Source organism: Actinoplanes sp. NPDC000266, from assembly GCF_042899005.1.
Classification (GTDB): Bacteria; Actinomycetota; Actinomycetes; order Mycobacteriales; family Micromonosporaceae; genus Actinoplanes.
In genome coordinates this window covers 336,808-361,806 of sequence record NZ_JBIAZI010000011.1, presented here as the reverse complement: position 1 = coordinate 361,806, position 24,999 = coordinate 336,808, and the positions used below count along the sequence as shown (strand labels likewise).

The window sequence follows — 24,999 nt, the reverse complement described above, 5'->3', positions numbered from 1 at the left end:
CGCGATCAACGCGGCCCGCAGCGAGAACCCGGGCGCGGACGCCTGGCGCCGAGATCCAGGCGCGGAGCCGGAGGCCAGTGCGGACGACGAGTTCGCCGAGCCCGACGTGGACGACCCGGACGACGAGCCGCTACCCCAGTCGGTCCGCCCCACCGACGCGGTGCGGGTGGCCCGCCTCGACGCCGAGGTGCTGGTGGTCGACGGCCGCCCCCGCTACCACCTGCCCGACTGCCCCCACCTGGTAGGCCGCCTGACCGAGCCCATCCCGGTCGGCGAGGCCGTGGAGCTGGGCTTCAGCCCGTGCGGCCTATGCCGCCCAGTCGACCGCTTGGTGGCGAGCGCCGTCCAGCGCTGAGGGCCGCGCGTCCGCGCCCGCCTCCCCGACGGCTCCGTGCCGTTGCCGCCCGCCTCGCCGACGGCTCCGTGCCGTTGTCGCCTGCCTCGCCGACGGCTCCGTGCCGTTGTCGCCTGCGCTCGTGCACGTCCGCGCCCTTAACGCCGCCTGCCGGTCCACCTAAGGCCGTGATCAAGCGGCGGATGCGCCGACGAGCACAACCCGGCTGCGTCCGGCTTCGCTGCTTACCCGTGCTCGCTGTCTATCCGCGTCAGCCGACTATCTGGGCTCGCCGCCTGCCCCCGCTAGGTCCCGCCTGCCTGCGGCCCGCCGCGCGCCTACCGCCCGCCGCGCGCCTACCGCCTGCCCGCGCCTACCGCCTGCCCGCGCCTACCGCCTGCCCGCGCCTACCGCCTGCCCGCGCCCACCGCCCGCCCGCGCTCGTCGCCTGGTCGCGCTGACCCCGCCTGCCCCCGGCCCGCGCTTGGTCCAGCCTTCCCGCCTGCCCGCGCTGGCCGTCTGCCCGCGCTCGTCACCTGGCCGCGCTTGACCCCGAGTGCCCGCGACCCGCGCTTGGTCCCCGCCGGCCCGCCTGCCCCCGATCGCCGTCTGCCCGCGGTTGGTCCCCGCCTGCCCGCGCGTGCCGCCCGCCGCGCGCTTGGTCCCCGCCGTCCGCGCTGGCCCCGCCCGTGCTTGGGCGCGCCTGGCTCGCTTGGTCCGCTGCCTATCGGTGCCCGCTGTCTGTCCGAGTCCGCCCTTGTCTGCGCCATCCCGCTGCCTGTCCGCCCGTCTCGTTGTCGCCCCGTGTCTGGCCTGGCGGGGTGGCTGGGTGCGGACCGGGCCTGTGTTCCGGGCTGCTTGGTGTAGCCGCATCCGGCTGGCGCGGCTTGCCTACAGGCGGCGACTTGTCTTTTTTGTCGCGTCGCCTCCTCATGGGGTCGCGCCTGAGAACGAACCGCGCCCGCACTCCCGCCGCGGTCGGGGGCCTGTGCGGCCTGGGCCGTCGTCAGTTCGTGAATCTTGGGCGGCGGAAGGCCCGATGTGTGCTGGATGGGTTGTATTGAGGCGCTTTATGGGGGCTTACGATGCCGCTGGTTACGGGGCGGGATGGGGGCTTGGTGGCTCTCGTCGTGCGGGTGGGTGATCGGCACAATGGGGCATGGTCAAGCGCAGCGTGCCTCCTGAAGAGCCGGCCGTGGTTTCTGTGGCGGTTCGGGTCAAGCCGGGGGCGGGGCGGACCAAAGTCGGCGGGTCCTATGACGGGCCGCACGGGGCTGCTCTGATCGTTGCCGTGGGGGCGCCCGCCGTGGATGGCAAGGCGACCGAGGCTGTTCGGCGGGCTCTGGCGGGGGCGCTCGGGGTTCGGGCTTCGGCCGTCGCTCTCAAGGTGGGGCCTACCAGCCGGGACAAGGTCTTTGCCGTTGCCTCGGGTGGCTCGGGGGTTGCTGAGCGTGTCGCCGCGCTGCGTGACGGCCCGCCGGCATGACGGGGAATCTTGATACCTCTCTGCTCATCGGGGCGGCGGTTCTGCTTGTCGCCGTGGGCGCGGTTCGGCTCTCCACCCGGCTCGGGCTGCCCAGTCTTCTCGTCTATCTGGCCCTTGGCATGGTCATCGGGGAGGCGGGGCTCGGCATCCGGTTCGATGACGCCGAGCTGACGCGGACGCTCGGGTTCTGCGCTCTCATCGTGATCATTGCCGAGGGTGGGCTCACCGCCCGGTGGACCACCTTGCGGCCCGTGCTCGGGCTTTCCGCCTCGCTGGCCACGGTCGGGGTGGCCGTGAGCATCGCGGTGGTCGGGCTCGCCGTTCATCTGATCCTTGATCTGCCCTGGCAACTCGCCCTGCTCTATGGGGCCGTGCTGTCGTCGACGGATGCCGCCGCCGTTTTCGCCACCTTGCGGCGGCTGCGGTTGCCGCCCCGGCTCGTGGCGACTCTCGAAGCCGAGTCCGGCATGAACGACGCGCCGGTGGTTCTGCTGGTCGTTCTGCTGAGCGCTACCGAAGTGGGTCAACACCCTTGGTGGTACGAGCTTCTGATCGTCACCTACGAGCTCGCCGCGGGCGCGGCCATCGGGTTCGCGGTCGGCGCCGGGGGGCGCTGGCTGCTCCGGCACGCCGCGCTGCCGTCCGCGGGGCTCTATCCCATCGCCGCCGTGGGGCTCACCGTTCTGGCCTACGCGGCCGGGGCCGTCGCCCACGCGTCCGGGTTCCTCGCCGTCTATGTGGCCGGGGTCGTGCTCGGCAACGGGCGGATCCCGCACCGCCGGGCGATCCTCGGGTTCGCCGACGGGCTGGCCTGGGTCGCTCAGATCGGGCTCTTCGTTCTGCTCGGGCTGCTCTCCTCGCCGTCGCATCTGAGCAGCGCGCTGGTGCCGGCCCTGGTCGTCGGGGTCGCCCTGGTCCTGTTGGCGCGGCCGCTCTCGGTGATCGTCTCGGCCGTGCTGGCCCGGCCCGTGCGGGGGCCGCGCAGGCCCGGCAACCGGGTCGGCTGGCGGGGCACCGCCTTCCTGTCCTGGGCGGGGCTGCGCGGGGCGGTGCCGATCGTGCTGGCCACCATTCCGCTCTCGGCCGGCACGCCGGGCGCCGAGGGGCTGTTCGACGCCGTCTTCGTGCTGGTCATCATCTTCACCCTGCTCCAGGCGACCACCCTGGGGCCGGCGGCCCGCCTGCTCAAGGTCACCGCGCCCGCCGAGGCGGCCGAGGTCCACGTGGAGGCGGCGCCGCTGGAGCGGCTGAACGCCGACCTGCTGCACATGGACGTCACGCCGGGGTCGCGGCTGGCCGGTGTCCACATCGACGAGCTTCGCCTGCCCAAGGGGGCCTCGGTGAGCCTGGTCGTGCGCGACGGCAACGGCTTCGTGCCGGGGCCGGACACCCGCCTGCGTACCGGGGACGCCCTGCTGATCGTGGCCACCGCGGCCGCCCGCGACGTGGCCGAGCGGCGGCTGCGAGCGGTGAGCCGGCGGGGGCGGCTGGCCCGATGGTTCGGTGAGGACGGCCGGGAGGAACAGCACTGACGTGGCAGGACAGCCCGGCGGCGGACCGGGGAGGGTGACCACCGACTGGCCGCCGTCGTGTGGCCCGGTGGGATCGCCCTGCGGTTGGGTACTCCAGGGCGCGTACAAATGCATGAAGGTTGTCGCTTTCAGATACGTTCCGTATCCTTGCGGTCCTCCGAGAGTGCGCGCCTGCTTCGTTCAGCCGCGCTGTTTTCGCGGGTGGGGGAAGATCACAAGGGGTCGGTGGAGGCGCCGATCCCAAGAGACGCTGATCGCCGCGCGGGGCGCGGCCGAGGGAGCGACGATGGCCAAGGCAAGCGACACCAAGGCAGCCGCCGCCAAGCGGACACGCAGCGCCGCCGAGACCGAGAAGATCCGGGTCGCTCTGGTCGAGCGGCGTGACGAGCTCCAGGCCGAGTACTCGCAGTCGATCAGTGAGATCACCGAGTTGGCGCGCGACCGCATGGAGGACTCGGCCGGCGACGACCAGGCCGACGCCGGCACCAAGACCTTCGAGCGTGAGCAGGAGATCACTCTGGCGAACAATCTGCTGGAGCGGATCAATCAGGTGGAACGCGCCATCGACCGCCTCGGCGAGGGGAACTACGGTTGGTGCGAGCGGTGCGGCAACCCCATCCCGGTCGAGCGACTGGCGGCGTTCCCCTCCGCGACTCTCTGTGTTTCTTGCAAGCAGCTGGAGGAACGACGCTGAACGCCGACGAGGCAACGGACGCGACCACCGTGGACGAGCCGGAGCCGGGACCTCGCCCCGGGTTCAGCCGTGCCGCCGTGCTCGTGCTCGCCGCTACCGCCGTGGTGGCCGTGGCCCTCGACCAGTGGGTCAAGTGGCTCTCCACCGAAAACCTGACCGAGGGCGAGCCCGTACGCATCCTCGGCGGCCTGGTCTACCTCTCGCTGCTCCGCAACGGCGGCGCCGCCTTCAGCCTCGGTGAGGGCTACACCTGGGTGTTCCCGCTGATCACCCTCGTGGTGATCGGCTGGATCGCCTACATGGCGTCGAAGCTGCGCTCGGTGGCGTGGGGCATCGCGCTCGGTCTCGTCCTCGGCGGTGCCCTGGGTAACCTGGGAGACCGGCTGTTCCGCGCGCCGTCCTTCCTCCACGGCCACGTGGTCGACATGATCAGCGTCTTCGGGCCGTACGCGGAGTACTTCGCCGTGTTCAACATCGCCGACGCGTGCCTGAGCGTCGGCGTCGTGCTGGCCGTGCTCCTCGAGCTCACCGGCCGGCAGCGGGACGGGCGACGACTCGTACGGAAGAAGGCCGAGAAGCAGTGAGCTCGCAACGATCCCTGCCCGTCCCCGACGGGCTCGACGGCATGCGCCTCGACCAGGCCGTCTCCCGCCTGTTCGGGCTGTCCCGCACGGCCGCGGCGACGCTCGTCGAGGCCGGCGACGCGCTGGTCGACGGATATCCGCGCCCCAAGTCCGACAAGGTCAGCGCGGGCGCCTGGCTCGAGGTGACCCTGCCGTCGCCGGCGGCCGAGCAGCCGCCGGTGGCGCCCCAGCCGGTGCACGGGCTGGCCATCGTCTACAGCGACGACGACATCGTGGTCGTGGACAAGCCGGTCGGCGTGGCCGCGCACCCCAGCCCCGGCTGGACCGGGCCGACCGTGGTCAGCGGCCTGGCCGCCATGGGGCAGAACGTGGCCACCAGCGGCGCCGCCGAGCGCCAGGGCATCGTCCACCGGCTCGACGTCGGCACCACCGGGCTCATGGTCGTGGCCAAGAGCGAGATGGCCTACAGCGTCCTCAAGCGCGCCTTCAAGGAGCGCGAGGTGGACAAGCGCTACCACGCGGTCGTGCAGGGCCACCTCGACCCGCTGCGGGGCACCATCGACGCGCCGATCGACCGGCACCCGACCGCCGACTACAAGTTCGCGGTCATGTCCGACGGCAAGCCCAGCGTGACCCACTACGACACGCTGGAGGCGTTCCGCTCGGCCAGCCTGGTCGACGTGAAGCTGGAGACCGGGCGCACCCACCAGATCCGGGTGCACTTCTCGGCCCTGCGGCACCCGTGCGTGGGCGACACGCAGTACGGCGCCGACCCGACCCTGGCCGCCCGGCTCAAGCTGAACCGGCAGTGGCTGCACGCGCGTGAGCTGGGCTTCCTGCACCCGCGCACCCACGACGAGGTGCGCTTCGTCAGCGACTATCCCGACGACCTGAAGTACGCCCTCGACGTCCTTCAGGACGCGGTCTGAGCCCATGGGACCCGCCCAGCGGGTACGCCTGTTCTCCGCGTCCGACGCCCGTTTCGCCATCGCCTGTGCGGCGGTGACGGCCGGTGTCGTTCTGCTGGGGACGATCTGGGTGGGCCGGCGCGAGGTGGCGCCGGCTCCGGACCCCACCGACGTCGTACGGGTCGGGGTCGTCCCGGGGCAGACCGTTCCGGGCTACCTCGACGCGTCGCGCACCGAGCTGGGCGGGCTCGCCGAGCCGTCGGCGCCGTCCGCCGGCGACATGTGGGCGCTGGTGAGCCTCGGGTCCTATGTGCCGGCCGGGCGCCTGCCCGGCCTTCTGGAGGGCGCGTCGGTGGCGCAGGTGTACGCCCGGGTGCCGCTGCCGGAGCAACACACCCCGGTCGTACGGATCCCCGTCTACCGGCTGCCGGCCGACGTGCTCACCGGCATGCTCGACGCGGCCATCGCCCGGGACACCGAGAAGGCGTCGTACGACCAGCTGGCGTCGAAGCTCGGCGCCTCGGAGGCCCGGGCCCGGGACGCGTACGCGGCGGCGGCCCGCACGGCCGGGATGGAGGCCTCCGCCTATCGGTCGGGCTGCGCCTGCGTCTTCGCGGCGGTGGTCCGCGGCACCCCGGCCGCCCTGCAGGAGGTCGCGGCCCGTGACGGCGTACGGGCGGTCGATCCGGCGCCGGAGGTACGCAGCCTCGACCGCACCGAGTTCCGGCCTCCGCAGCCCGAGCAGACGGGTGTCGTCCCCGCTTCGCCGGCTGTGCCAACCGGGCCCGCGGGCATTGCCTCACAGCCGTCCGCGCCGATAGTGTCGTCGCCCGGGGTCGATGTGACATCCACCTCATCGCGGGACTCCGGGCACCTGAACGACCCTTCCGCCTCGGCATCGGAGGATCTTCCTGCCGTACCCTCTGCGTCAGACGCGACAGCTGCTCACGATGCGACCAGCGCCTCGGCGGCAGCACCCTGAGCCCCGCCCGGACGTTAGGTCTCTAGTCGGTGGCACGGGCAGTGGCCCTATCGCGCTCGGCTCCGTAGCCTGTCAAAGGCGAACGGCCCGGGCGTGGGCATCACCGAGAGCAATGGGCAGGGAGGACTGAGCCGTGGAGGGGACCGAGACCGGCTGGGGCCGGCCTGCGGAACCAGCCCCGCGATGGCGGGCGCTGCTCGACCGCGCCCGGCACGGTACCCGCGGCGCCGACGACCAGGCCGAGGAGCAGGGTCGCGAGGACGGTCAGCAGCAGCCCCAGCAGTACGGGACGCCCCTGCCCACCCGGCGGCCGACCAACCCGCTCGACACCCGGGGCACGTCCTACGGGTCGCGCTACGACCAGCATCCGGCCGAGCCGCAGCCGCCGGCCGAGCCACCGCCGCAGCAGCGGGCGGTGCCGCAGCGGCCGATCAATCCGCTCGACCCGCGGTGGCAGGCCCGGCCACAGCCGGTGACGCCGCCGCCCGCTCCGGCCGCTCCTCCCGCCGCGCCTGAGCCCACAAGCTTCTTCGGGCCGTCGTCGCGGTCGGCTCCGCCGCAGCCGCGCGACTACCCGCAGGCGCGGGCGTCCGCCGCGGCTCCGGTCATGCAGCCGCCGCCACCGGTCGCGCCCGCTCCCGCTTTCGCCCCGCCGCCGGCTGCTCCCGCTCCTACTTATGCGCCGCCGCCGGTCGCTCCCGCTCCCACTTATGCGCCGCCGCCGGCTGCTCCGCCCGCCGCACCGCCGGTGCCGGCACCGGCCCCGCGGGTGGCGCCCTCGCCGACGTCGCCGGCCGGCGCGCGCATCGAGTGGCGGCAGACGCGGGCCGACGACGAGTTCGCCCGGGCCGTGTCGGTCATGCGGCGCAAGCTCGGCAAGCCGCGGGTGCTGGCCTTCGCCAACCCCAAGGGCGGCGTCCACAAGACCACCGCGACCGTGCTCGCGGCCGCGACCATCGGCAGCGTCCGCGGCCGGGGCGTGCTCGCCTGGGACGACAACGAGCTGCGGGGCACGCTCGGCCTGCGGGCCGGGAGCGCGCGGCACGCCCGTACGATCAAGCATCTGCTGGCCGATCTCCTGCAGATCGAGAACCTGCACGGCGACGCGCTGCTCCAGGAGCTCGACGGCTATCTGCGGCACGCCTCCGACGGGTCCTACGACGTGCTGGCCGGCGAGGAGAACCCGCGCTTCGCCCAGCGGCTCGACCAGGGCACCGTGCGCCGGGTGATGGATCTGCTGCGCCGCACCCACGACGTGATCTGCGTCGACACCGGCAACAACGTCGAGAGCGTCAACTGGCAGACCGTGATGCGCCAGGCCGACCAGCTGGTGATCACCACGGTGCCCCGCGAGGACGCGGCCTTCACGGCCGACTGGATGCTCGACGTGCTCGACGAGAGCGGCATGGGCGACCTGGTGTCGAACGCGGTGACGTTGATCTCCTGCCCCTCGCCGGGGCCGCTGCCGTTGCTCAACGACTTCGCCAAACACTTCGCCACGCGCACCCGCGCGGTGGCCGTCGTGCCGTACGACCCGGCCCTGGAAGTGGGCTCCTCGATCGAGTACGCGGACCTCCAGCAGGAGACGCGCGCGGCGTGGCTCAAGGCCGCCTCTGTGATGATCGAGCCATTCGCCGAGTGACACGCGTTTCCCCCTCGTTCTTGTCGTAGCCGCCCGCTAGAGTCGGTCGGTCACTACAACTTCAGGGGGTCCGGGGTGTCTGACTCGTTCGTGCATCTCCACGTGCACACCGAGTATTCGATGCTCGACGGAGCGGCCCGGATCAAGGAAGTCCTGGCCGAGGCCGCGCGCCTCGGCATGCCGGGCGCGGCCATCACCGACCACGGCAACATGCACGGGGCGTACGACTTCTACACCCAGGCCAAGGCCGTCGGCGTGACCCCGGTGATCGGCGTCGAGGCCTATGTGGCGCCCGAGTCCCGCCTGATGAAAAACCGTGTCAAGTGGGGCCGCCCCGAGCAGAAGGGCGACGACGTCTCGGGTAACGGCGCGTACACCCACATGACCATGTGGGCCCGCAACGCCGTCGGGCTGAAGAACCTCTTCCGGCTCAACTCGCGCGGCTCGATGGAGGGCCAGCTCGGCAAGTACCCGCGCATGGACTTCGACATCATCGCCGAGCACGCCGAGGGCATCATGGGCACCACCGGCTGCCCGTCCGGCGCCGTGCAGACCCGGCTGCGGCTCGGCCAGTTCGACGAGGCGCTCAAGTCCGCCGCGATGTACCAGGAAGCCCTGGGCAAGGAGAACTACTTCCTCGAGATCATGGACCACGGCCTCTCCATCGAGAGCCGGGTCCGCGACGGGCTCCTCGAGATCGGCAAGAAGCTCGGCATCCCGCCGCTGGTCACCAACGACTCCCACTACACGCACGAGGCGCAGGCCTCGGCCCACGACGTGCTGCTGTGTGTGCAGACCGGCAGCAACATCGCCGACCCCAACCGGTTCCGCTTCGACGGCGCCGGCTATTTCGTGAAGTCGGCCGACCAGATGCGGGCCGTCGACTCGTCCGAGGCGTGGCTCGAGGGCTGCCGCAACACCCTGCTCGTGGCCGAGCGGGTCGACACCGAGGGCATGTTCACCTTCAAGAACCTGATGCCCCGGTTCCCGATCCCCGACGGCTACACCGAGGAGGAATACTTCCGCCACATGGCGTACGAGGGACTGCGCTCGCGCTTCCCCGACGGCATCCCCGAGACGCACGTCAAGCAGGCGGAGTACGAGCTCGGCGTGATCATCGAGATGGGCTTCCCGGCCTACTTCCTCGTGGTCGCCGACTTCATCCAGTGGTCCAAGCGCAACGGCATCGCGGTCGGGCCGGGCCGTGGCTCCGCGGCGGGCTCGCTCATCGCGTACGCCATGGGCATCACCGACCTCGACCCGCTGCCGCACGGCCTGATCTTCGAGCGGTTCCTCAACCCCGAGCGCATCTCGATGCCCGACGTCGACATCGACTTCGACGAGCGCCGGCGCGGCGAGGTCATCAAATACGTGACCGAGCGCTGGGGCGAGGACAAGGTCGCGCAGATCGCCACCTTCGGCACGATCAAGGCGAAGGCCGCGATCAAGGACTCGGCCCGCGTGCTGGGCTACCCGTTCGCGGTCGGCGACCGGATCACCAAGGCGCTGCCGCCCGACGTCATGGGCAAGGGCATCCCGCTGTCCGGCATCTTCGACAAGGACCACAAGCGTTACGGCGAGGCCGGCGAGGTCCGTACGCTCTACGAGACCGACCCCGACGTCAAAAAGGTGATCGACACCGCGCGCGGCATCGAGGGCCTGATCCGGCAGACCGGCGTGCACGCCGCGGGCGTCATCATGAGCGCCGAGCCGATCATCGACCACATCCCGCTCATGCGGCGCCCGGCCGACGGCGTGATCATCACGCAGTTCGACTATCCGACCTGCGAGACGCTCGGCCTGCTCAAGATGGACTTCCTGGGCCTGCGCAACCTGACGATCATCGACGACGCCAACAAGAACATCGAGCTCAACCACGGCAAGAAGCTCGATCTGCTGGCGCTGCCGCTGGACGATCCGAAGGCGTACGAGCTGCTGGCCCGTGGCGACACGCTGGGCGTGTTCCAGCTCGACGGCGGCCCGATGCGCTCGCTGCTGCGCCTCATGAAACCCGACAACTTCGAGGACATCTCGGCCGTCCTGGCCCTCTACCGGCCCGGCCCGATGGGCGTCGACTCGCACACCAACTACGCGCTGCGCAAGAACAAGCTCCAGGAGATCACCCCGATCCATCCGGAGCTGGAGGAGCCGCTGCGCGAGATCCTCGAGCCCACGTACGGCCTGATCGTCTATCAGGAGCAGGTGCAGCGCGCCGCGCAGATCCTCGCCGGATATTCGCTCGGACAGGCCGACCTGCTCCGCCGGGCCATGGGTAAGAAGAAGAAGGAGATCCTCGACAAGGAGTTCGTGCCGTTCCAGCAGGGCTGCATGGAGCACGGCTACTCCAAGGAGGCCATCCAGGCGGTGTGGGACGTGCTGGTCCCGTTCGCCGGGTACGCCTTCAACAAGGCCCACTCGGCGGCGTACGGCCTGGTCTCCTACTGGACGGCGTACCTCAAGGCGCACTACCCGGCCGAATACATGGCGGGGCTGCTCACCAGCGTCGGCGACGACAAGGACAAGATGGCGATGTACCTGGCCGAGTGCCGGCGCATGGGCATCCAGGTCCTGCCGCCCGACGTCAACGAGTCGGCCGGCCCGTTCACCCCGGTCGGCAAGGACATCCGGTTCGGCCTGGCCGCCGTCCGCAACGTCGGTCACAACGTGGTCGAGGCGATCCGCCGCTGCCGCGACGACAAGGGCAAATACCAGGACTTCTACGACTTCCTGTCCAAGGTCGACGCGATCGCCTGCAACAAGAAGACCATTGAATCTCTGATCAAGGCCGGCGCGTACGACTCGATGGGGCACAGCCGTAAGGGCCTGCTCGCGGTCCACGCCGAGGCGATCGACGCCTACGCCGACGTGAAGCGCAACGAGGCGGCCGGGCAGTTCGATCTCTTCGGCGCCTTCGCCGACACCGCCGAGGGAGGCAGCGCGGCCACCGTGGCCATGCCGCCCATCCTCGACGACGAGTGGGACAAGCGCGACAAGCTGGCGTTCGAGCGCGAGATGCTCGGCCTCTACGTCTCCGACCACCCCCTCGCGGGCCTCGAGCAGCTCCTGCAGAACGCGGCCGACACGACGATCGCGGCGCTCAACGAGGAGGGCTCGGTTCCCGACGGCCAGGTGGTGACGCTGGCCGGCATCCTGACGGGTGTGCAGCGGCGCATCACGAAGCAGGGCCGAGCGTGGGCCTCGGCCACCCTGGAGGACCTGGCCGGCGGGGTCGAGGCGCTGTTCTTCCCGAACACGTACGAGGTGATCGGCCAGTTCATCGCCGAGGACGCGATCGTGGTGGTGAAGGGCCGCGTCGACCGGCGCGACGACACCCCGCGCATCATGGCCATGGACATGTCGCTGCCCGACGTGACCCACAACCCGGACAGCAAGCCGATCACCCTGACGATGCCGATCACCCGCTGCACGCCGCCGCTGGTGTCCGAGCTGAAGGACATCCTGACGAGCCATCCGGGCGACTCGGAGGTGCACGTCCACCTGCAGAACGGCAGCCGAACCACGATCCTGCGCCTGGGCGCGGTCCGGGTCGCGGCGACGCCGGCGTTGCGAGCCGACCTGAAGATGATCCTCGGCCCGTCCGCGGTGGCTTAGGGCCTGCTTTGAGAGGGGGGCCACGCCGCAGCCCGTCTCCCCTCTCAAAGCAGGCCCGAGGGCGAGCGGGACGGCATGGGGAAGAACCTGGCAGGATCGTAGGGTGAACGCGAGTCAGGAACCGGCGCACCACAATCAGCCCGGCCCACCCCCGCCCGACCCGACGGCCGCCCCGGCCGCCGGCGCCCCGGCGGGGTACGAGGCCCCGGCCTGGCCCGGTTCCGGCAGTCCGCAGCCGTGGTCGGGCCCGCCCCCGGAGGCGAGCAGTGGTGAGCCTCAGCCCGGTCCGGCCTCCGCGGCGGGCGGCGGCGCGCCTTGGTCCGGGTCTGCGCCGGAAGCGGGCGGCAGCGCGCCTTGGTCCGGGTCTGCGCCGGAGGCGGGCGCCGCGCAGCCGTGGGCCGGGGAACCGGGTGGTGGGTACGGGCTGGCGCATCCCACGGGGCCTGAGTCGGGCGAGCAGTGGCCGGCGCCGGACATCTCGCGGCGGCCGTGGCGACGTACCCTCGTGGTGTCTTTATCAGTCTTTGTGGTGATTTTTGTGCTCGGCGGGCCGCTGGGGCTGCTGTGGCAGTGGATCGCGCCCTCGGTGCCAGTGATCGACATCGGGCAGGGCGACCTCGGGTTCAACGATCCGTCGCCCGAGGAGTTCATCGCCGCCGACGGCTGGTTCACGCTGCTCGGGCTGGGCTTCGGGCTGATCGTGGCGATCGGGGCGTGGCTTCTGCTGCGCCGTGACCGGGGGCCGTTCCTGCTGTTCAGCATCGTGGCCGGCGCGCTCGGGGCGGGATATCTGGTCGCGCCCTGGCTCGGCGAGATGATCGGCCGGGGCGACTACGAGCGGTGGCGTGAGACGGCCCAGCAGGGATCGACCTACCTGGCGCCGCCCGAGGTCCACTCGCTCGGGCCGATGCTCGTGCCGGCGTTCGCGGCGGCGATCGCCCTCACGCTCATGGCCGGCTGGTCGAACGATCCCGACCTCGACGTTCCCGGGGCCCGGCCCGGCTACGGCCCCAACACTGACGCCCCGCCGTACGCCGATGAGTGGTCCGGCCCGGCGCCGTCCGACCAGACGCCGACCGGCAGCGCCGCGGAACCACCGCGCCACTGACGCCGGTGTCGGTCAGTTCGGGCTGGCGGGGCGGGCCAGGTCGGACAGGGGGACCGGGACTGCTCGGACGCGGGCCAGGAGGCCGGACTCGCGGTTGAGGAGTTTCAGCTCGGTGCGCAGGCGGGCCGCGGTGTCGGGGGCGGCCAGTAGGGACTGGCGCTCCTCGGTGGTCAGCTGGGCCGTGGCGGCGATCAGGTGGGAGAGGACCGTCGGGTCGGCGGGGACCGCGTCCAGGCCCTCGGAGTCGGGGCGCAGCAGTTCCAGGTAGGCGCGGAAGGCGGCCAGGGCCCGCGGGGCCAACAGCTCGGCCGTCTCGTCGGGGGACTCGTCGGGGAGCCACTCGACGTCGGCCGTCAGGTAGGGCTCGTCGCCCTGGATCACGTCTTTGATCAGGAAGCGGCGGCGGCCCACGGTCATGATGTCGTAACGGCCGTCGGAGAGCTCCGTCACCTGGCGCAGTTCGGCCGTGCAACCGACCTGGTAGAGGTCGTCGGCCGCGATCGGGAGCGGGGGTGCGGACGGGCCGTCCGTGGTGACCGTCTCGGCGGGGGCCTCGGCTCCCCGGCGCAAGGTGACCACGCCGAACTCGTGCGGGTCGTCGGACGGGCCGGCCACCAGCTCGCGCACCAGCGCCCGGTAGCGCTCCTCGAAGATGTGCAGGGAGAGCACCAGGCCCGGGAACAGCACCGTGCCCAGCGGGAACACCGGCAGCCGCTTGCTCACCGACTCAGCCTATCGGTAGCCCCTCCATGGTCAAGGATCCCATCTCCTGGGCCCGGCCGCGGCGATGTCGGCCTTCACGGATGGGCAGCCTAAACTTGACGCTGTGCTGAAACGGACCGACCTGCGTGGCTCCCGGCGGGACCCGCGTGGACTGATGCCCCGTGCCCAGCTCGACGTGTCTCAGGCCGTCGAGCGGATCCGCCCGGTCGTCGAGGCGGTCCATCGGCATGGCTTCAGCGCGATCCGGGAAGCCACCGAGAAGTTCGACGGCGTGACGCTCGAGCGGCTCCGTGTCGCCCAGGAGGACATCGCCGCCGCCGAGGCCTCTCTCGAGCCCGCGGTCCGGGCCGCCCTGCTCGAGAGCATCAAGCGGGCCCGCAAGGTGCACGCCGACCAGCGGCGCACCGACGTCACGACCAAGGTCGTCGACGGCGGCACCGTGACCGAGCGCTGGATTCCCGTGCAGCGTGTCGGGCTTTATGTCCCGGGCGGTCTCGCCGTCTACCCGTCCACCGTGGTCATGAACGTGGTGCCGGCTCAGGAGGCCGGGGTCGACGCCCTGGTCGTGGCCAGTCCGCCGCAGAAGGAGAACGGCGGGCTTCCCGACTCGCGGGTGCTCGCCGCCTGTGCGCTGCTCGGGGTCGATGAGGTGTACGCCGTGGGCGGCGCCCAGGCCATCGCCATGCTGGGGTACGGCTCGGACGGTGCCGGCGAGGGCGACCGGTGTGAGCCGGTCGACGTGATCACCGGGCCCGGCAACATCTGGGTGACCGCGGCCAAGCGGCTGCTCCAGGGGACCGTCGGCATCGACGCCGAGGCCGGGCCGACCGAGATCGCCATCCTGGCCGACGAGACGGCCGACCCGCGGCACGTCGCGGCCGACCTGATCAGCCAGGCCGAGCACGATCCGCTGGCCGCCAGCGTGCTCGTCACCGACTCCGAGGCGCTGGTCGAGGCGGTCGAGGCCGAGCTGCTCACCATGGTCGCCGCCACCAAGCACGCGAGCCGGGTGCAGACCTCGCTCACCGGCGACCAGTCCGGTGTCGTGCTCGTCGACGACCTCGAGCAAGGGCTGCGCGTCGTCGACGCGTACGCGGCCGAGCACCTGGAGATCCAGACGCGCGACGCGCGGCAGTGGGCCATGCGGGTCCGCAACGCCGGCGCGATCTTCGTGGGGGCCTGGTCGCCGGTGTCGCTCGGCGACTACGCGGCCGGCTCCAACCACGTGCTGCCGACGGCCGGTTGCGCGCGGCACTCGTCGGGGCTGTCCGTCCAGTCGTTCCTCAAGGGCGTCCACGTGATCGAGTACGACGAGGCCGCCCTGCGCGACGTCGCCGGTCACGTGGTCGCGCTGGCCAACGCCGAGGACCTGCCGGCGCACGGCGAGGCTGTGAAGGCCCGATTCGCATGACCGGCCTCCCGATCCGAGATGACCTCCGCGGCAAGACGCCGTACGGGGCTCCGCAGCTCGACGTCGCCGTGCGGCTGAACACGAACGAGAACTCGTACCCCGTTCCCGACGACGTCGTCGAAGCGATCGGCAAGGCCGTCCAGGCCGAGCTGCGCGACCTCAACCGTTATCCCGACCGGGACGCCGTTGCGCTGCGGGCCGAGCTGGCCACCTACCTCGGTCATGGCCTCACCACGGCCAACGTGTGGGCCGCGAACGGGTCGAACGAGGTCCAGCAGCAGCTGCTGCAGACCTTCGCCGGGCCGGGACGCACCGCCCTGGGCTTCGGACCGTCGTACTCGATGCACCCGCTGCTGGCCCAGGGCACCGGCACCCGCTGGATCGGCGCGCTGCGTGACCCCGACTTCGGCCTGCGGCCCGAGGCGGCCGTGGCCGAGATCGAGAAGCACGACCCGGACGTGGTCTTCGTCTGCTCGCCGAACAATCCGACCGGCACCGCGCTCGACCCGGCCGTGATCGACGCCGTGCTCGGGGCCGCCCGCGGCATGGTGATCGTCGACGAGGCGTACACCGAATTCGCCCGTCCCGGCACGCCGAGCGCGCTGACCCTGCTGCCCGGGCATCCGCGGCTGGTGGTGAGCCGGACCATGAGCAAGGCGTTCGGCTTCGCCGGGGGCCGGCTGGGATATCTGGCCGCCGGCCCCGCCGTGGTCGACGCCGTGCAGTTGGTCCGGCTGCCCTATCACCTGTCCGCCCTCACTCAGGCCGCCGCCCGCGCGGCCGTCGTGCACCGGGACTCGCTGCTGGCCACGGTCGAGGCGATCAAGGAGCAGCGTGACCGTATCGTCACCACGCTCCGCTCGCGTGGCCTGAAGGTGGCCGACAGTGACGCCAACTTCGTGCTGTTCGAAGTGGGCGGAGACCAAAAACTCGCTTGGCAGCGATTGCTCGACCGCGGTGTTCTGGTCCGCGACGTCGGTCTGGCAGGGTGGCTGCGGGTAACCGCGGGCACCGAAAAAGAGACCGACGCATTCCTGGAGGCTGTGCAGTGAGTCGCACCGGGCGCATCGAGCGCGCCACGAACGAGACCAAGGTGCTCGTCGAGATCGATCTCGACGGCACCGGCCAGGGCGACCTGAGCACCGGCGTCGGCTTCTACGACCACATGCTCAACCAGCTGGCCCGGCACGGCGGGTTCGACCTGACGGTGCGTACCGAGGGCGACCTCGAGATCGACTCGCACCACACCATGGAGGACACCGCCATCGCCCTGGGCGAGGCCTTCGCGCAGGCGCTCGGCGACAAACGGGGCATTCGGCGGTACGGCTCGGCGACCATCCCGATGGACGAGGTGCTGGTCCGCGCGGCCGTCGACCTGTCCGGCCGGCCTTACGTGGTGCACGACGAGCCGCTGCTCACCCCGTACATCGGGCCGGTCTACGCGACCAGCATGACGCGGCACATCTTCGAGGCGTTCGGCCACGCGGCCAAGGTCACCCTGCATGTGGACGTCTTGCGGGCCTGCCGCCCCGGCGGTCACCCCGACGCCCACCACGTGGTCGAGGCCCAGTTCAAGGCGTTCTCGCGGGCGCTGCGCGAGGCCGTCGAGATCGACCCGCGCAACGCCGGTCAGCTCCCGTCGACCAAGGGCGTCCTCTGATGGCCATCGCCCTGTTCATCCTGGCCGGCTTCCTGGTCGGCGGCGTCATCCAGCTGATCAAGTCGGGCGCCACCAAGTTCAGCGTCGGCCTGGTCGGCGTGCTGGCCGCGCTGGCCGTCGCCGGTGGCATCGCCTGGCTGCTCCCGGGGGACAACTGATGCCCAACGTGGTGGTGCTCGACTACGGGTCGGGCAACCTGCGCTCGGCCGAGCGGGCGGTCGCCCGCACCGGCGCCGACGTGACGGTGACCAGCGATCTCGCCGCCGCGGCGGAGGCCGACGGCCTCGTGGTGCCGGGCGTCGGGGCGTACGCCGCCTGCATGGCCGGCATCGACGAGATCCAGGCCGGCCCGATGATCGCGGAACGGGTCGCGGCCGGGCGTCCCGTGCTGGGCATCTGCGTGGGCATGCAGATCCTGTTCGACTCGGGCGTGGAGCACGGCGTCGAGACGAAGGGCCTGGGCCTGCTGCCCGGCGTGGTCAACCGGCTCACCGCGCGGCGGATCCCGCACATGGGCTGGAACACGGTCGACGTCGCGGACGGGTCCGTGCTGCTGGACGGCCTCGACGACGATGTGCGGTTCTACTTCGTGCACTCGTACGGCGCCTCGGACCTTGACGTTCTCCGGAAAGCCGGCGCCAAGGTGACCACCGCGAGCCACGACGAGCCGTTCGCGGCGGTCGTCGAGCACGGCGCGCTCAGCGCGGCGCAGTTCCACCCGGAGAAGTCGGCCGACGCCGGCTACGGGCTGCTGCGCAACTGGGTCACCGGTCTCGCGTAGATGTCGAAGGAGAGAGCGCGACGCCGCGCCGAGCGGCTCGCCGTGCTCGAGAAGGAGAAGGCGGCCCGCGCCCGCAAGGTCTCCCGCCGAGTGTGGCGCCGGTCCCTTCTCAACCGGCTCACCCCGCCGCGCGTAGGCAGCTCGGGCACGCTGCATCGCCGCAGCCGTGGTGAGCGTCTCGGCATCATCCTGCTGCCGCTCGTGGCCATCGCCGCGATCTGGCTGTTCGTGCCCGAGACGTCGCTGCGCATCGTGCTCACGCTGCTGATCGTGCTTGCCGCACCGGCCCTGGTGGTCGTCATCCTCGGCCGCAAGGCCGGATAAAGGAGAAAATGCCATGACACTCGCCCTACTGCCCGCCGTCGACGTCGCGGACGGCCAGGCCGTACGTCTCGTCCAGGGCGCCGCCGGCTCCGAGACCTCCTACGGCGACCCGCTCGAGGCCGCGCTGGCCTGGCAGAACGACGGTGCCGAGTGGGTGCACCTGGTCGACCTGGACGCGGCGTTCGGTCGCGGCTCCAACGCGGCCCTGCTGGCCGACGTGGTGGCCCGGCTCGACGTGAAGGTGGAGCTGTCCGGCGGCATCCGCGACGACGAGTCGCTGAGCCGGGCGCTGGCCACGGGCTGCGAGCGGGTCAACATCGGCACCGCCGCCCTGGAGGACCCGGAGTGGTGCGACCGCGTCGTGTCCGAGTACGGCGACCGGGTCGCGATCGGCTTGGACGTGCGCGGGCGCACCCTGTCGGCGCGGGGCTGGACCCGCGACGGCGGCGACCTGTTCGACGTGCTCGGCCGGCTCGACAAGGCGGGCGCGGCGCGGTACGTGGTCACCGACATCACCAAGGACGGCACCATGCGCGGGCCGAACCTGGAGCTGCTGCGCGAGGTGTGCTCGGCCACCGACCGCCCGGTGATCGCCAGCGGCGGGGTGTCCACCCTCGACGACCTGCGCGCGCTCAAGGTCCTGGAGCCGGCCGGGGTGGAGGGTGTGATCGCCGGGAAGGCGCTCTACGCGGGCGCGTTCACGGTGGCCGAGGCCCTGGCGGCGTTGCGCGAGGCCTGATCCCACGCCCGTCGCAGGGCTACCTCCGCCGCCTTGATCGCCGGCCGGGCGGCGGAGGCCTCACGCCACGCGATGACCACGCGGCGGCGTGGTTCCGGCGTCAGCTTCACCACCCGTACACCCTCGGGCAATTGATTTGATCGTGAAAGCCGGGGGATGACCGCCACGCCCAGCCCCGCCGAGATCAGCGTCAGCTGAGTCTCGAACTCGCCGACGTGGAAGTCGGGTTGCACGCCCGGCAGGACCCGCAGCAGCCATTCGTGGCAGATGTCGCCGGCCTTGGCCGCGATCCAGCGTTCGTCGCGCGCCTTGGCCAGGGTGGTCGTCGCCCCGAACCGGTGACCGCTCGGCACGATCAGATCGGCCACGTCCCAGCCCAGCTCCACGTGGGTGATGCCGCTCGGATAACGCAGGGCCACCTCGGGCCAGTCGTCGAGCACGGCCAGGTCGACGTGCCCGCGGTGCAGCATGTCGAGCCCTTCGTGCGGGTTGACCTCGACCAGGCCGGTGGCCAGCTGCGGGTGGTCGGAGGCGAGGCGGTGCAGGGCGTACGGCAGCAGCGCGCGGCACGCGGTGGCGAAGGCGGCCACGGTGAGCCGCCCGATGACCGTGTCACGGTGCGCGGCCAGCGCCGCCTCGGCCTCGTCGACGGTGGCCAGCACCTTCTCGGCGTGCCGGGCCAGCACCTGCCCGGCCTCGGTGAGCCGAAGCCGCCGCCCGTCCTTCTCGACAAGTGTGGCGCCGGTCTCGCGCTCGAGTTTGGCCAGCTGCTGGGAGACCGCGGACGGCGTGCAGTGCAGGGCCTCACCGGCCGCGAGCACGGTCTTGTAGCTGGCCACGGCGTGCAGGGCCCGGAGACGCCCCAGGTCAATCATGTAGCGAGGCTACAGTATCGCTTTCGTTCTTCTCGCTGGTGCTTAACGATTTCGTTGACCAGGCTCGACGTATGAGACCACGCGACATCGGGATCGCGGTCGCCGTCACCGCGGTGTGGGGCTTCAACTTCGTGGTGATCGAGACCGGGCTCGACCATTTCCCGCCGCTGATGTTCAACGCGCTCCGCTTCACCCTGGCCGCGTTCCCGGCGGTGCTGTTCGTGGGCCGTCCGCAGGTGCCGTGGCGCTGGATCATCGCGGTGGGCCTGATCCTGGGCGTCACGAAGTTCTCGCTGCTGTTCGCGGGCATGGCGGCCGGGATGCCGGTCGGCTTGAGCTCGCTGGTGCTGCAGAGCCAGGCCGTCTTCACGCTGGGCTTCGCGGTGTTGCTGCTGCGGGAGCGGCCCCGGCCCGTACAAATAAGCGGTCTGCTCTTGTGTGTGGCCGGCGTGGCCCTGGTCGCCACCCGGATGGGCACGAACCTGGGCGCGTTCCTGCTGATCGTCGGCGCGGGCGCGGCGTGGGGCCTGTCGAACATCGCCACCCGCAAGGCCTCCCCGCCGGACACGCTGCGCTTCATGGTGTGGGTCAGCGCTGTGGCGGCGGGCCCGCTGATCCTGCTCACGCTGGTGTCTTCGGAGGACGTCTCCGCGCTGCGCGCGTTCGACATGGAGGCCTTCTGGGCTCTGGCGTACGTCGCGCTGATCTCGACGCTTGCGGCTTTCGCGGGCTGGGGTTTCCTTCTTCGGGTGTACGGCGCCAGCACGGTCGCGCCGTTCTCCATGCTGGTCCCGTTCTTCGGCATGGCTTCGGCCTGGCTGTTCCTGGACGAGCGCCTTCACGCGATCGACATAGCGGGCGGCACCCTGGTGGTGGGCGGCATCCTGCTGGGCCTGAAGGCGCCCTTGGTTAGGGTGAACGCATGACAGTTGCGGTGCGCGTGATCCCCTGCCTCGACGTGGACGCGGGCCGGGTGGTCAAGGGCGTCAACTTCGTGGACCTGCGCGACGCCGGCGACCCGGTGGAGCTGGCCGCGGCATACGACGAGGCGGGCGCCGACGAGCTGACGTTCCTGGACGTGACGGCATCATCCGCGGGCCGGGGAACAATGCTGGACGTGGTCCGCCGCACGGCGGAGTCCGTCTTCATCCCGTTGACGGTGGGAGGCGGCGTCCGCTCGGTCGACGACGTGGACGTCCTGCTGAGAGCGGGCGCCGACAAGGTGGGCGTGAACACGGCCGCGATCGCCCGCCCCGCCCTGATCAGCGAGATCGCCCACCGCTTCGGCAACCAGGTGCTGGTCCTCTCCCTGGACGTACGCCGGGCCACCGACCAGCCCAGCGGCTGGGAGGTGACCACACACGGCGGCCGCCGAAGCGCAGGCTTGGACGCCATCGAGTGGGCCCGAACGGTGGCATCGTTGGGCGCCGGCGAGATCCTCCTGAACTCGATGGACGCCGACGGCACAAAGGCCGGCTTCGACCTGGAATTGATCGCCGCGGTGCGGGCGGTGGTGGACATCCCGGTGATCGCCAGCGGCGGCGCCGGAAAGGTGTCCCACTTCGCCCCCGCGGTGTCATCGGGCGCCGACGCGGTACTCGCCGCAAGCGTCTTCCACTTCGGCGACCTGACCATCGGCGAGGTAAAGGAAAGCCTACGAGCAGCGGGAAACCCGGTCCGCTAGGCAGTAATCCAGAAGCCCGCAAATCGCTTGGCCAGCCGCGTTTCCCGGAGCCGCTCCGGAAATGGTTTCATCGGCTGTTCCCCGCGGTCGGCATCGGCGGCCGGGTGCGCTCGGGATGTGGCGGAGCTTGCGGCTTTGTTCGCGGGCCGCATGCTTGTGTTCTCGCTCGTGGCTGAGGTGCGGCCTGGTGCGCCAGGCGGTCGCGCTCCTCCCCGCGCAGCCGGAAGAGCTTCCACCCGTGACGCTGTGGCAAGCGCGAACTCAGCGCCCGTCAGCCAGCCGAATGCTGTACTCCCGCACGGCGGTCGCGTAAGTCTGCTCATCCAGTGTCCAGTCCGACTCTCCCGGAGTGGCCGCCCGGTTCAACTGCGCCTGCAACGTCATCACCGCCGACGACAACCCGCTGAACGGCCTCGTCCGCCACAGCTGCTCACCGGCCGGCGCCACCTCGACCAGATCGTCCTCCACCACGATCAACCCGGCCCCGGCCAGCCGGCGTACCGACTCCTGCAAGTCGTCTCGGCTCGGAACGCTGTGGTGCAAGAAGTCGGCCGCCGCCAGCAGATCGGCCAGGCTGGCTCCGGTCACCGGTAGGGCCGCGTGCATCGCCCGGTCGCGCTCGAGGCGCTCGGCGATGACCGCGGACACGAAGATCCAAGCGTCGTTCCACTGCCAGCTGCCCGCCCCCATGCGGCAATGATGCCGCGACACCCGCGCCCCCGGAAGCGGATGTGTCGCGATGATCACAAGACTGTGATGCAACGGGCGGACTGCAAAACCGAATCAGCTGGGCATATCACGCCGTCCAATACGGACACATCACCCCAAGGAGTACGACTGTTGAGTGAGCGTGTATGAACCCGGATGAGTGACGCGATTCAATGGGCGAGCGCGGGCCGCCGGCTGCCGTCGGGGACCGTGCACAGGGGCAGGAACAGTTGCGCCAGAGGGCCGATGGCCAGCGCGTACGCGATTGTTCCGATGCCCACCGTGCCGCCCAGGAAGAAACCGACGATCAAGACCGACAGTTCGATTGACGTACGGACCAGACGGACCGACAGGCGTGGCCACCGGCCCACTACACCCGTCATCAGGCCGTCGCGGGGGCCGGGCCCGAACCGGCTGCCGATGTAGAGGCCGGTGGCCAGGCCGTTCAGCAGGATGCCGCCGACCAGATAGGCGACCCGGGCCGGGATCGTCCCGCCCTCGGGCAGCACCGCCAGGGCGCCGTCGACCGCGAACCCGACCACCACCAGGTTGGCCACCGTGCCGAAGCCGGGGCGCTGCCGCAACGGGATCCACAGCAGCAGCACAGGAACGCCGACCAGGATGACGATCCAGCCGAAGCTGATGCCCGTGGCCTCGGACAGGCCCTGGTGGAAGACGTCCCACGGGTTGAGCCCGAGCGCCGACTCGATCGTGAAGGCCATGCTGACGCCGTACAGGACGAGGCCGGTGAAGAGCTGGACGGTCCGCCGGGTGAGACGACGATCTCGGTTGCCACTTAGTTGCACGAGTGCCAGTCTGAAAGCCAATTGCAGGATGCTGAAGAGCCAATTCGCCGGAGGTGGCCATGACGTCGACGATTCGTGGAGGCCAATTGGGCCGGCTGCTCGGTCAGTGGCATTCCCTGCCGGGCCGTCACCGCAGCCCCGACTATGCCGCTCTGGCCGGTGCCGTGCGTGGCCTGCTGGCCGACGGCCGATTGCCTCTGGGTGTACGGATGCCGGCCGAACGCGAGTTGGCGGAGGCGCTCGCCGTGAGCCGGACGACGGTCTCGGCCGCGTACCGCACGCTCCGCGAGAGCGGCCATCTGACCAGCCGGAGAGGCGCGGGAAGCTGGACCACCCTCCCGAACGGCCATCGTGTGGCCCCGTCGGGCCTGTGGGCCGCCGGCGACGACCAGGACGTGATCGACCTGGGTGTGGCCGCCTCGGCCGCCCCGGCCGAGCTCGTCACGGCCGCGCACGACGCCGCCTCCGACCTGCCGCGCTATCTGGGCAGCGCCGGATATCACCCGACCGGCCTGGGTGAGCTCCGCGAGGCGGTGGCGGCCGGCTACGCCGAGCGGGGCGTGCCGACCTCGGCCGAGCAGATCCTCATCACCGGAGGCACCCAGCAGGCCCTCGACCTGGTGTTGCGCCTGTCGGTGCCGGCCGGTTCACCGGTGCTGGTGGAGGCGCCGACCTATCCGAACGCGCTGGCCGCCCTCTCGGCCCGCCGGGCCCGCCTCAGCACCCACGGCCTGGACACGGCCACCGGCTGGGACGGCGAGATGCTGCTGGGCGCGTTGCGCCAGACCCGGCCCCGCGTCTCGTACGTGATCCCCGAGTTCCACAACCCGACCAGCCACCTGATGACCACCGACCTGCGCGAGCGCCTGGTGGCCACGGCCCACGCGACCGGCACCGAGCTGATCGTCGACGAGTCCTTCGTCGACCTGCCCCTGGACGACCAGGAGATGCCCCCGCCGGTGGCGGTCTTCGACCGGCACAGCCGGGTGGTGTCGATCGGGGGCATGAGCAAGGCGTACTGGGGTGGCCTGCGCATCGGCTGGGTGCGCGCTTCGGCCCCGCTGGTGCAGCGCCTGGCCGCCATCCGCGTCGGCGTCGACATGGCCAGCCCGGTTCTGGAGCAGCTGGTCGCCGTCCGCCTCATGCACCAGGCCACCCAGATCGTGAAGGCCCGCCGCGAGGAACTCCGCATCCAGCGCGACGCCCTGGTCACGGCCCTGCGGACAGCGCTGCCGGAGTGGAGCTTCGTGCTGCCCGCCGGCGGCGTCTCCCTCTGGGCCGAGCTGGACGGCCCGATCTCCAGCGCCCTGGCCCGCGCCGCCGAGGACGTGGGCGTCCGCCTGGCCCCCGGCCCGCGCTTCGGCCTGGACGGCACCCTGGAGCGTTTCCTGCGCCTGCCGTTCACCCTTCCGGCCGAAGACCTGATCGAGGCCGTACGCCGAATCGCCACCGTCCGTCACGACCTCGACCGGGCAACGTCCCCGTCCTGGCGCTCACCGACCGTCATCGCCTGACGAGGCCTCAGACCAGCCAGACGCCGTCCCGCATCAGGGTGCGCCCGGCCAGCTCGTTCACCTCCCGCCAGGCCTGCACACGCTCGGGCCGCAGCACGAGAAAGGCATAGGAGTCACCGGCCGTCCGCGGATCCCAGTCGTTCTGCGCCGCGTAGGCCTCGCCGACCGGCCCCGACTCGCCGACCGGAATCGCTTTCTCCAGAACCGCGTCTATCAGTACGACATCACGGGTTCCCCCGAGGGCGACACGCGCCCGCCCGTGTGCGGCGAGGTTCCGCCCGGTAGGCGAGCCCGTGTCGGTGGCCAGCAGAACCCGCTCCTCGAACCAGGCGACGGTCAGCGGAACCAGATAGGGCTCGTCACCATCGGCCGTAGCCACCCAGGCATCGGCCACCGGCGCGCTCAGTTTCGCCAGCACATCGGCCTTGCGCTCCACCGGCGAACGGGGTTCCTCGGCCATCGCGGTCCTCCTTGACTCGGCTCTACTACTCGGTGGTGCCCTGGAACAGGCCGAACAGGTTGCCGTCGGTGTCGCGGAACGTGGCGGTCAGGCCTCCGCCGCCCACATCCTTGGCCGGCTGCTCCACCGTGGCGCCGGCGGCGGTCAACGACTTGGTGGTCGCCTCGATGTCGGTGACGTGGTAGTACGTGATCGGGCCCGCGGCCACGTCGCCGTGCGGGTTCAGGCCGATCTCGGGGGAGTTCTCCGGGCGGAACCCCACGTAGTAGGGCTCGTCCATGTACGGCGACGTACCCAGCAACGCCGTGTAGAGCGCCTTCGCCGCGGTGAGGTCCTTGACCGGGATGGTGATCGTACGGATGGGCATGGTTCCTCCTCTGTCACAGCGGACCGGGGCGGCCCGTCACAACGTATGACGGGTGCCGAACGAGA

General features: G+C 71.2%; 25 protein-coding genes. 19 read left to right on the top strand and 6 right to left on the bottom strand.

Features of this window, described 5'->3' with window-relative positions:
• Positions 1 to 1,493: 1,493 nt before the first annotated feature.
• From ACFY36_RS39240 to ACFY36_RS39200, 9 genes are all read left to right on the top strand, one after another.
• Complete coding sequence (locus ACFY36_RS39240) at positions 1,494 to 1,820, top strand: DUF167 domain-containing protein (RefSeq protein ID WP_499750953.1); 327 nt, start codon at positions 1,494 to 1,496, stop codon at positions 1,818 to 1,820.
• Positions 1,817 to 3,352, top strand: coding sequence for a potassium/proton antiporter (locus ACFY36_RS39235; RefSeq protein WP_499750952.1), 1,536 nt, complete (start codon positions 1,817 to 1,819; stop codon positions 3,350 to 3,352). The genes ACFY36_RS39240 and ACFY36_RS39235 overlap by 4 nt, the downstream gene beginning before the upstream one ends.
• Before the next feature lie 286 nt (positions 3,353 to 3,638).
• Positions 3,639 to 4,046: a TraR/DksA family transcriptional regulator gene (locus tag ACFY36_RS39230; protein ID WP_498695919.1), complete on the top strand. Its 408-nt coding sequence runs from the start codon at positions 3,639 to 3,641 to the stop codon at positions 4,044 to 4,046.
• 29 nt (positions 4,047 to 4,075) lie between these two features.
• Complete coding sequence (gene lspA / locus ACFY36_RS39225) at positions 4,076 to 4,630, top strand: signal peptidase II (protein WP_499750983.1); 555 nt, start codon at positions 4,076 to 4,078, stop codon at positions 4,628 to 4,630.
• A 41-nt stretch (positions 4,631 to 4,671) separates the two neighbouring features.
• The gene (locus ACFY36_RS39220) at positions 4,672 to 5,559 is read left to right on the top strand and encodes an RluA family pseudouridine synthase (RefSeq protein ID WP_499750982.1); all 888 of its coding nucleotides are present in this window, start codon (positions 4,672 to 4,674) and stop codon (positions 5,557 to 5,559) included.
• A gap of 4 nt (positions 5,560 to 5,563) precedes the next feature.
• On the top strand, positions 5,564 to 6,520 hold the full coding sequence (locus ACFY36_RS39215) for a hypothetical protein (RefSeq protein WP_499750951.1): 957 nt from the start codon (positions 5,564 to 5,566) through the stop codon (positions 6,518 to 6,520).
• Between the two features lie 133 nt (positions 6,521 to 6,653).
• Positions 6,654 to 8,162 carry a MinD/ParA family ATP-binding protein gene (locus tag ACFY36_RS39210; RefSeq protein ID WP_499750950.1) on the top strand — a complete coding sequence of 503 codons (1,509 nt, stop codon included), beginning with the start codon at positions 6,654 to 6,656 and terminating at the stop codon, positions 8,160 to 8,162.
• A 75-nt stretch (positions 8,163 to 8,237) separates the two neighbouring features.
• Positions 8,238 to 11,774, top strand: a complete 3,537-nt coding sequence (dnaE, locus tag ACFY36_RS39205; protein WP_499750949.1) for a DNA polymerase III subunit alpha — start codon at positions 8,238 to 8,240, stop codon at positions 11,772 to 11,774.
• Between the two features lie 529 nt (positions 11,775 to 12,303).
• Entirely contained in the window at positions 12,304 to 12,882 is a 579-nt protein-coding gene (locus ACFY36_RS39200; protein ID WP_499750948.1) for a hypothetical protein, read from the top strand.
• A gap of 12 nt (positions 12,883 to 12,894) precedes the next feature.
• On the opposite strand, the gene ACFY36_RS39195 is transcribed toward ACFY36_RS39200, so the two are convergent.
• Positions 12,895 to 13,605: an LON peptidase substrate-binding domain-containing protein gene (locus tag ACFY36_RS39195; RefSeq protein WP_499750947.1), complete on the bottom strand. Its 711-nt coding sequence runs from the start codon at positions 13,603 to 13,605 to the stop codon at positions 12,895 to 12,897.
• A 103-nt stretch (positions 13,606 to 13,708) separates the two neighbouring features.
• On the opposite strand from ACFY36_RS39195, the gene hisD reads away from it, so the two are divergent.
• From hisD to priA, 7 genes are read left to right on the top strand one after another with little or no spacing between them, the layout of a single operon-like run.
• Positions 13,709 to 15,016, top strand: a complete 1,308-nt coding sequence (gene hisD / locus ACFY36_RS39190) for a histidinol dehydrogenase (protein WP_499750946.1) — start codon at positions 13,709 to 13,711, stop codon at positions 15,014 to 15,016.
• The gene (locus ACFY36_RS39185) at positions 15,013 to 16,068 is read left to right on the top strand and encodes a histidinol-phosphate transaminase (protein ID WP_499750945.1); all 1,056 of its coding nucleotides are present in this window, start codon (positions 15,013 to 15,015) and stop codon (positions 16,066 to 16,068) included. Before hisD ends, ACFY36_RS39185 begins: the two co-directional genes overlap by 4 nt.
• Positions 16,065 to 16,676 carry an imidazoleglycerol-phosphate dehydratase gene (gene hisB, locus ACFY36_RS39180; RefSeq protein ID WP_498658132.1) on the top strand — a complete coding sequence of 204 codons (612 nt, stop codon included), beginning with the start codon at positions 16,065 to 16,067 and terminating at the stop codon, positions 16,674 to 16,676. The genes ACFY36_RS39185 and hisB overlap by 4 nt, the downstream gene beginning before the upstream one ends.
• Complete coding sequence (locus tag ACFY36_RS39175; RefSeq protein ID WP_179855327.1) at positions 16,676 to 16,834, top strand: CG2302 family histidine operon protein; 159 nt, start codon at positions 16,676 to 16,678, stop codon at positions 16,832 to 16,834. Before hisB ends, ACFY36_RS39175 begins: the two co-directional genes overlap by 1 nt.
• Positions 16,834 to 17,457 (top strand): imidazole glycerol phosphate synthase subunit HisH, encoded by a 624-nt coding sequence (gene hisH / locus ACFY36_RS39170; RefSeq protein ID WP_499750944.1) that lies wholly within the window; start codon positions 16,834 to 16,836, stop codon positions 17,455 to 17,457. The genes ACFY36_RS39175 and hisH overlap by 1 nt, the downstream gene beginning before the upstream one ends.
• A complete protein-coding gene (locus ACFY36_RS39165; protein WP_499750943.1) occupies positions 17,458 to 17,781 on the top strand; it encodes a hypothetical protein in 324 nt (107 codons plus the stop codon).
• Positions 17,782 to 17,794: 13 nt separating this feature from the next.
• Positions 17,795 to 18,520, top strand: coding sequence for a bifunctional 1-(5-phosphoribosyl)-5-((5-phosphoribosylamino)methylideneamino)imidazole-4-carboxamide isomerase/phosphoribosylanthranilate isomerase PriA (gene priA / locus ACFY36_RS39160; protein WP_499750942.1), 726 nt, complete (start codon positions 17,795 to 17,797; stop codon positions 18,518 to 18,520).
• On the opposite strand, the gene ACFY36_RS39155 is transcribed toward priA, so the two are convergent.
• Entirely contained in the window at positions 18,466 to 19,395 is a 930-nt protein-coding gene (locus tag ACFY36_RS39155; RefSeq protein WP_499750941.1) for a LysR family transcriptional regulator, read from the bottom strand. The genes priA and ACFY36_RS39155 overlap by 55 nt on opposite strands.
• Before the next feature lie 71 nt (positions 19,396 to 19,466).
• Between ACFY36_RS39155 and ACFY36_RS39150 the strand changes: the two genes are divergently transcribed.
• Together ACFY36_RS39150 and hisF are read left to right on the top strand one after the other, a co-directional pair.
• Positions 19,467 to 20,321, top strand: coding sequence for an EamA family transporter (locus ACFY36_RS39150; protein ID WP_499750940.1), 855 nt, complete (start codon positions 19,467 to 19,469; stop codon positions 20,319 to 20,321).
• On the top strand, positions 20,318 to 21,079 hold the full coding sequence (gene hisF, locus ACFY36_RS39145; protein WP_499750939.1) for an imidazole glycerol phosphate synthase subunit HisF: 762 nt from the start codon (positions 20,318 to 20,320) through the stop codon (positions 21,077 to 21,079). Before ACFY36_RS39150 ends, hisF begins: the two co-directional genes overlap by 4 nt.
• A 261-nt stretch (positions 21,080 to 21,340) precedes the next feature.
• On the opposite strand, the gene ACFY36_RS39140 is transcribed toward hisF, so the two are convergent.
• Complete coding sequence (locus ACFY36_RS39140; RefSeq protein ID WP_498695938.1) at positions 21,341 to 21,769, bottom strand: hypothetical protein; 429 nt, start codon at positions 21,767 to 21,769, stop codon at positions 21,341 to 21,343.
• 188 nt (positions 21,770 to 21,957) lie between these two features.
• Positions 21,958 to 22,593 carry a membrane protein YczE gene (gene yczE, locus ACFY36_RS39135; protein ID WP_499750981.1) on the bottom strand — a complete coding sequence of 212 codons (636 nt, stop codon included), beginning with the start codon at positions 22,591 to 22,593 and terminating at the stop codon, positions 21,958 to 21,960.
• Between the two features lie 59 nt (positions 22,594 to 22,652).
• Between yczE and yczR the strand changes: the two genes are divergently transcribed.
• Positions 22,653 to 24,107, top strand: coding sequence for a MocR-like transcription factor YczR (gene yczR / locus ACFY36_RS39130; protein ID WP_499750938.1), 1,455 nt, complete (start codon positions 22,653 to 22,655; stop codon positions 24,105 to 24,107).
• Between the two features lie 7 nt (positions 24,108 to 24,114).
• Here yczR and ACFY36_RS39125 read toward each other — a convergent pair whose 3' ends face one another.
• Both ACFY36_RS39125 and ACFY36_RS39120 read right to left on the bottom strand, forming a co-directional pair.
• A complete protein-coding gene (locus ACFY36_RS39125) occupies positions 24,115 to 24,567 on the bottom strand; it encodes a pyridoxamine 5'-phosphate oxidase family protein (RefSeq protein ID WP_499750937.1) in 453 nt (150 codons plus the stop codon).
• 25 nt (positions 24,568 to 24,592) lie between these two features.
• A complete protein-coding gene (locus ACFY36_RS39120) occupies positions 24,593 to 24,934 on the bottom strand; it encodes a VOC family protein (protein ID WP_499750936.1) in 342 nt (113 codons plus the stop codon).
• Between the last annotated feature and the right edge of the window lie 65 nt (positions 24,935 to 24,999).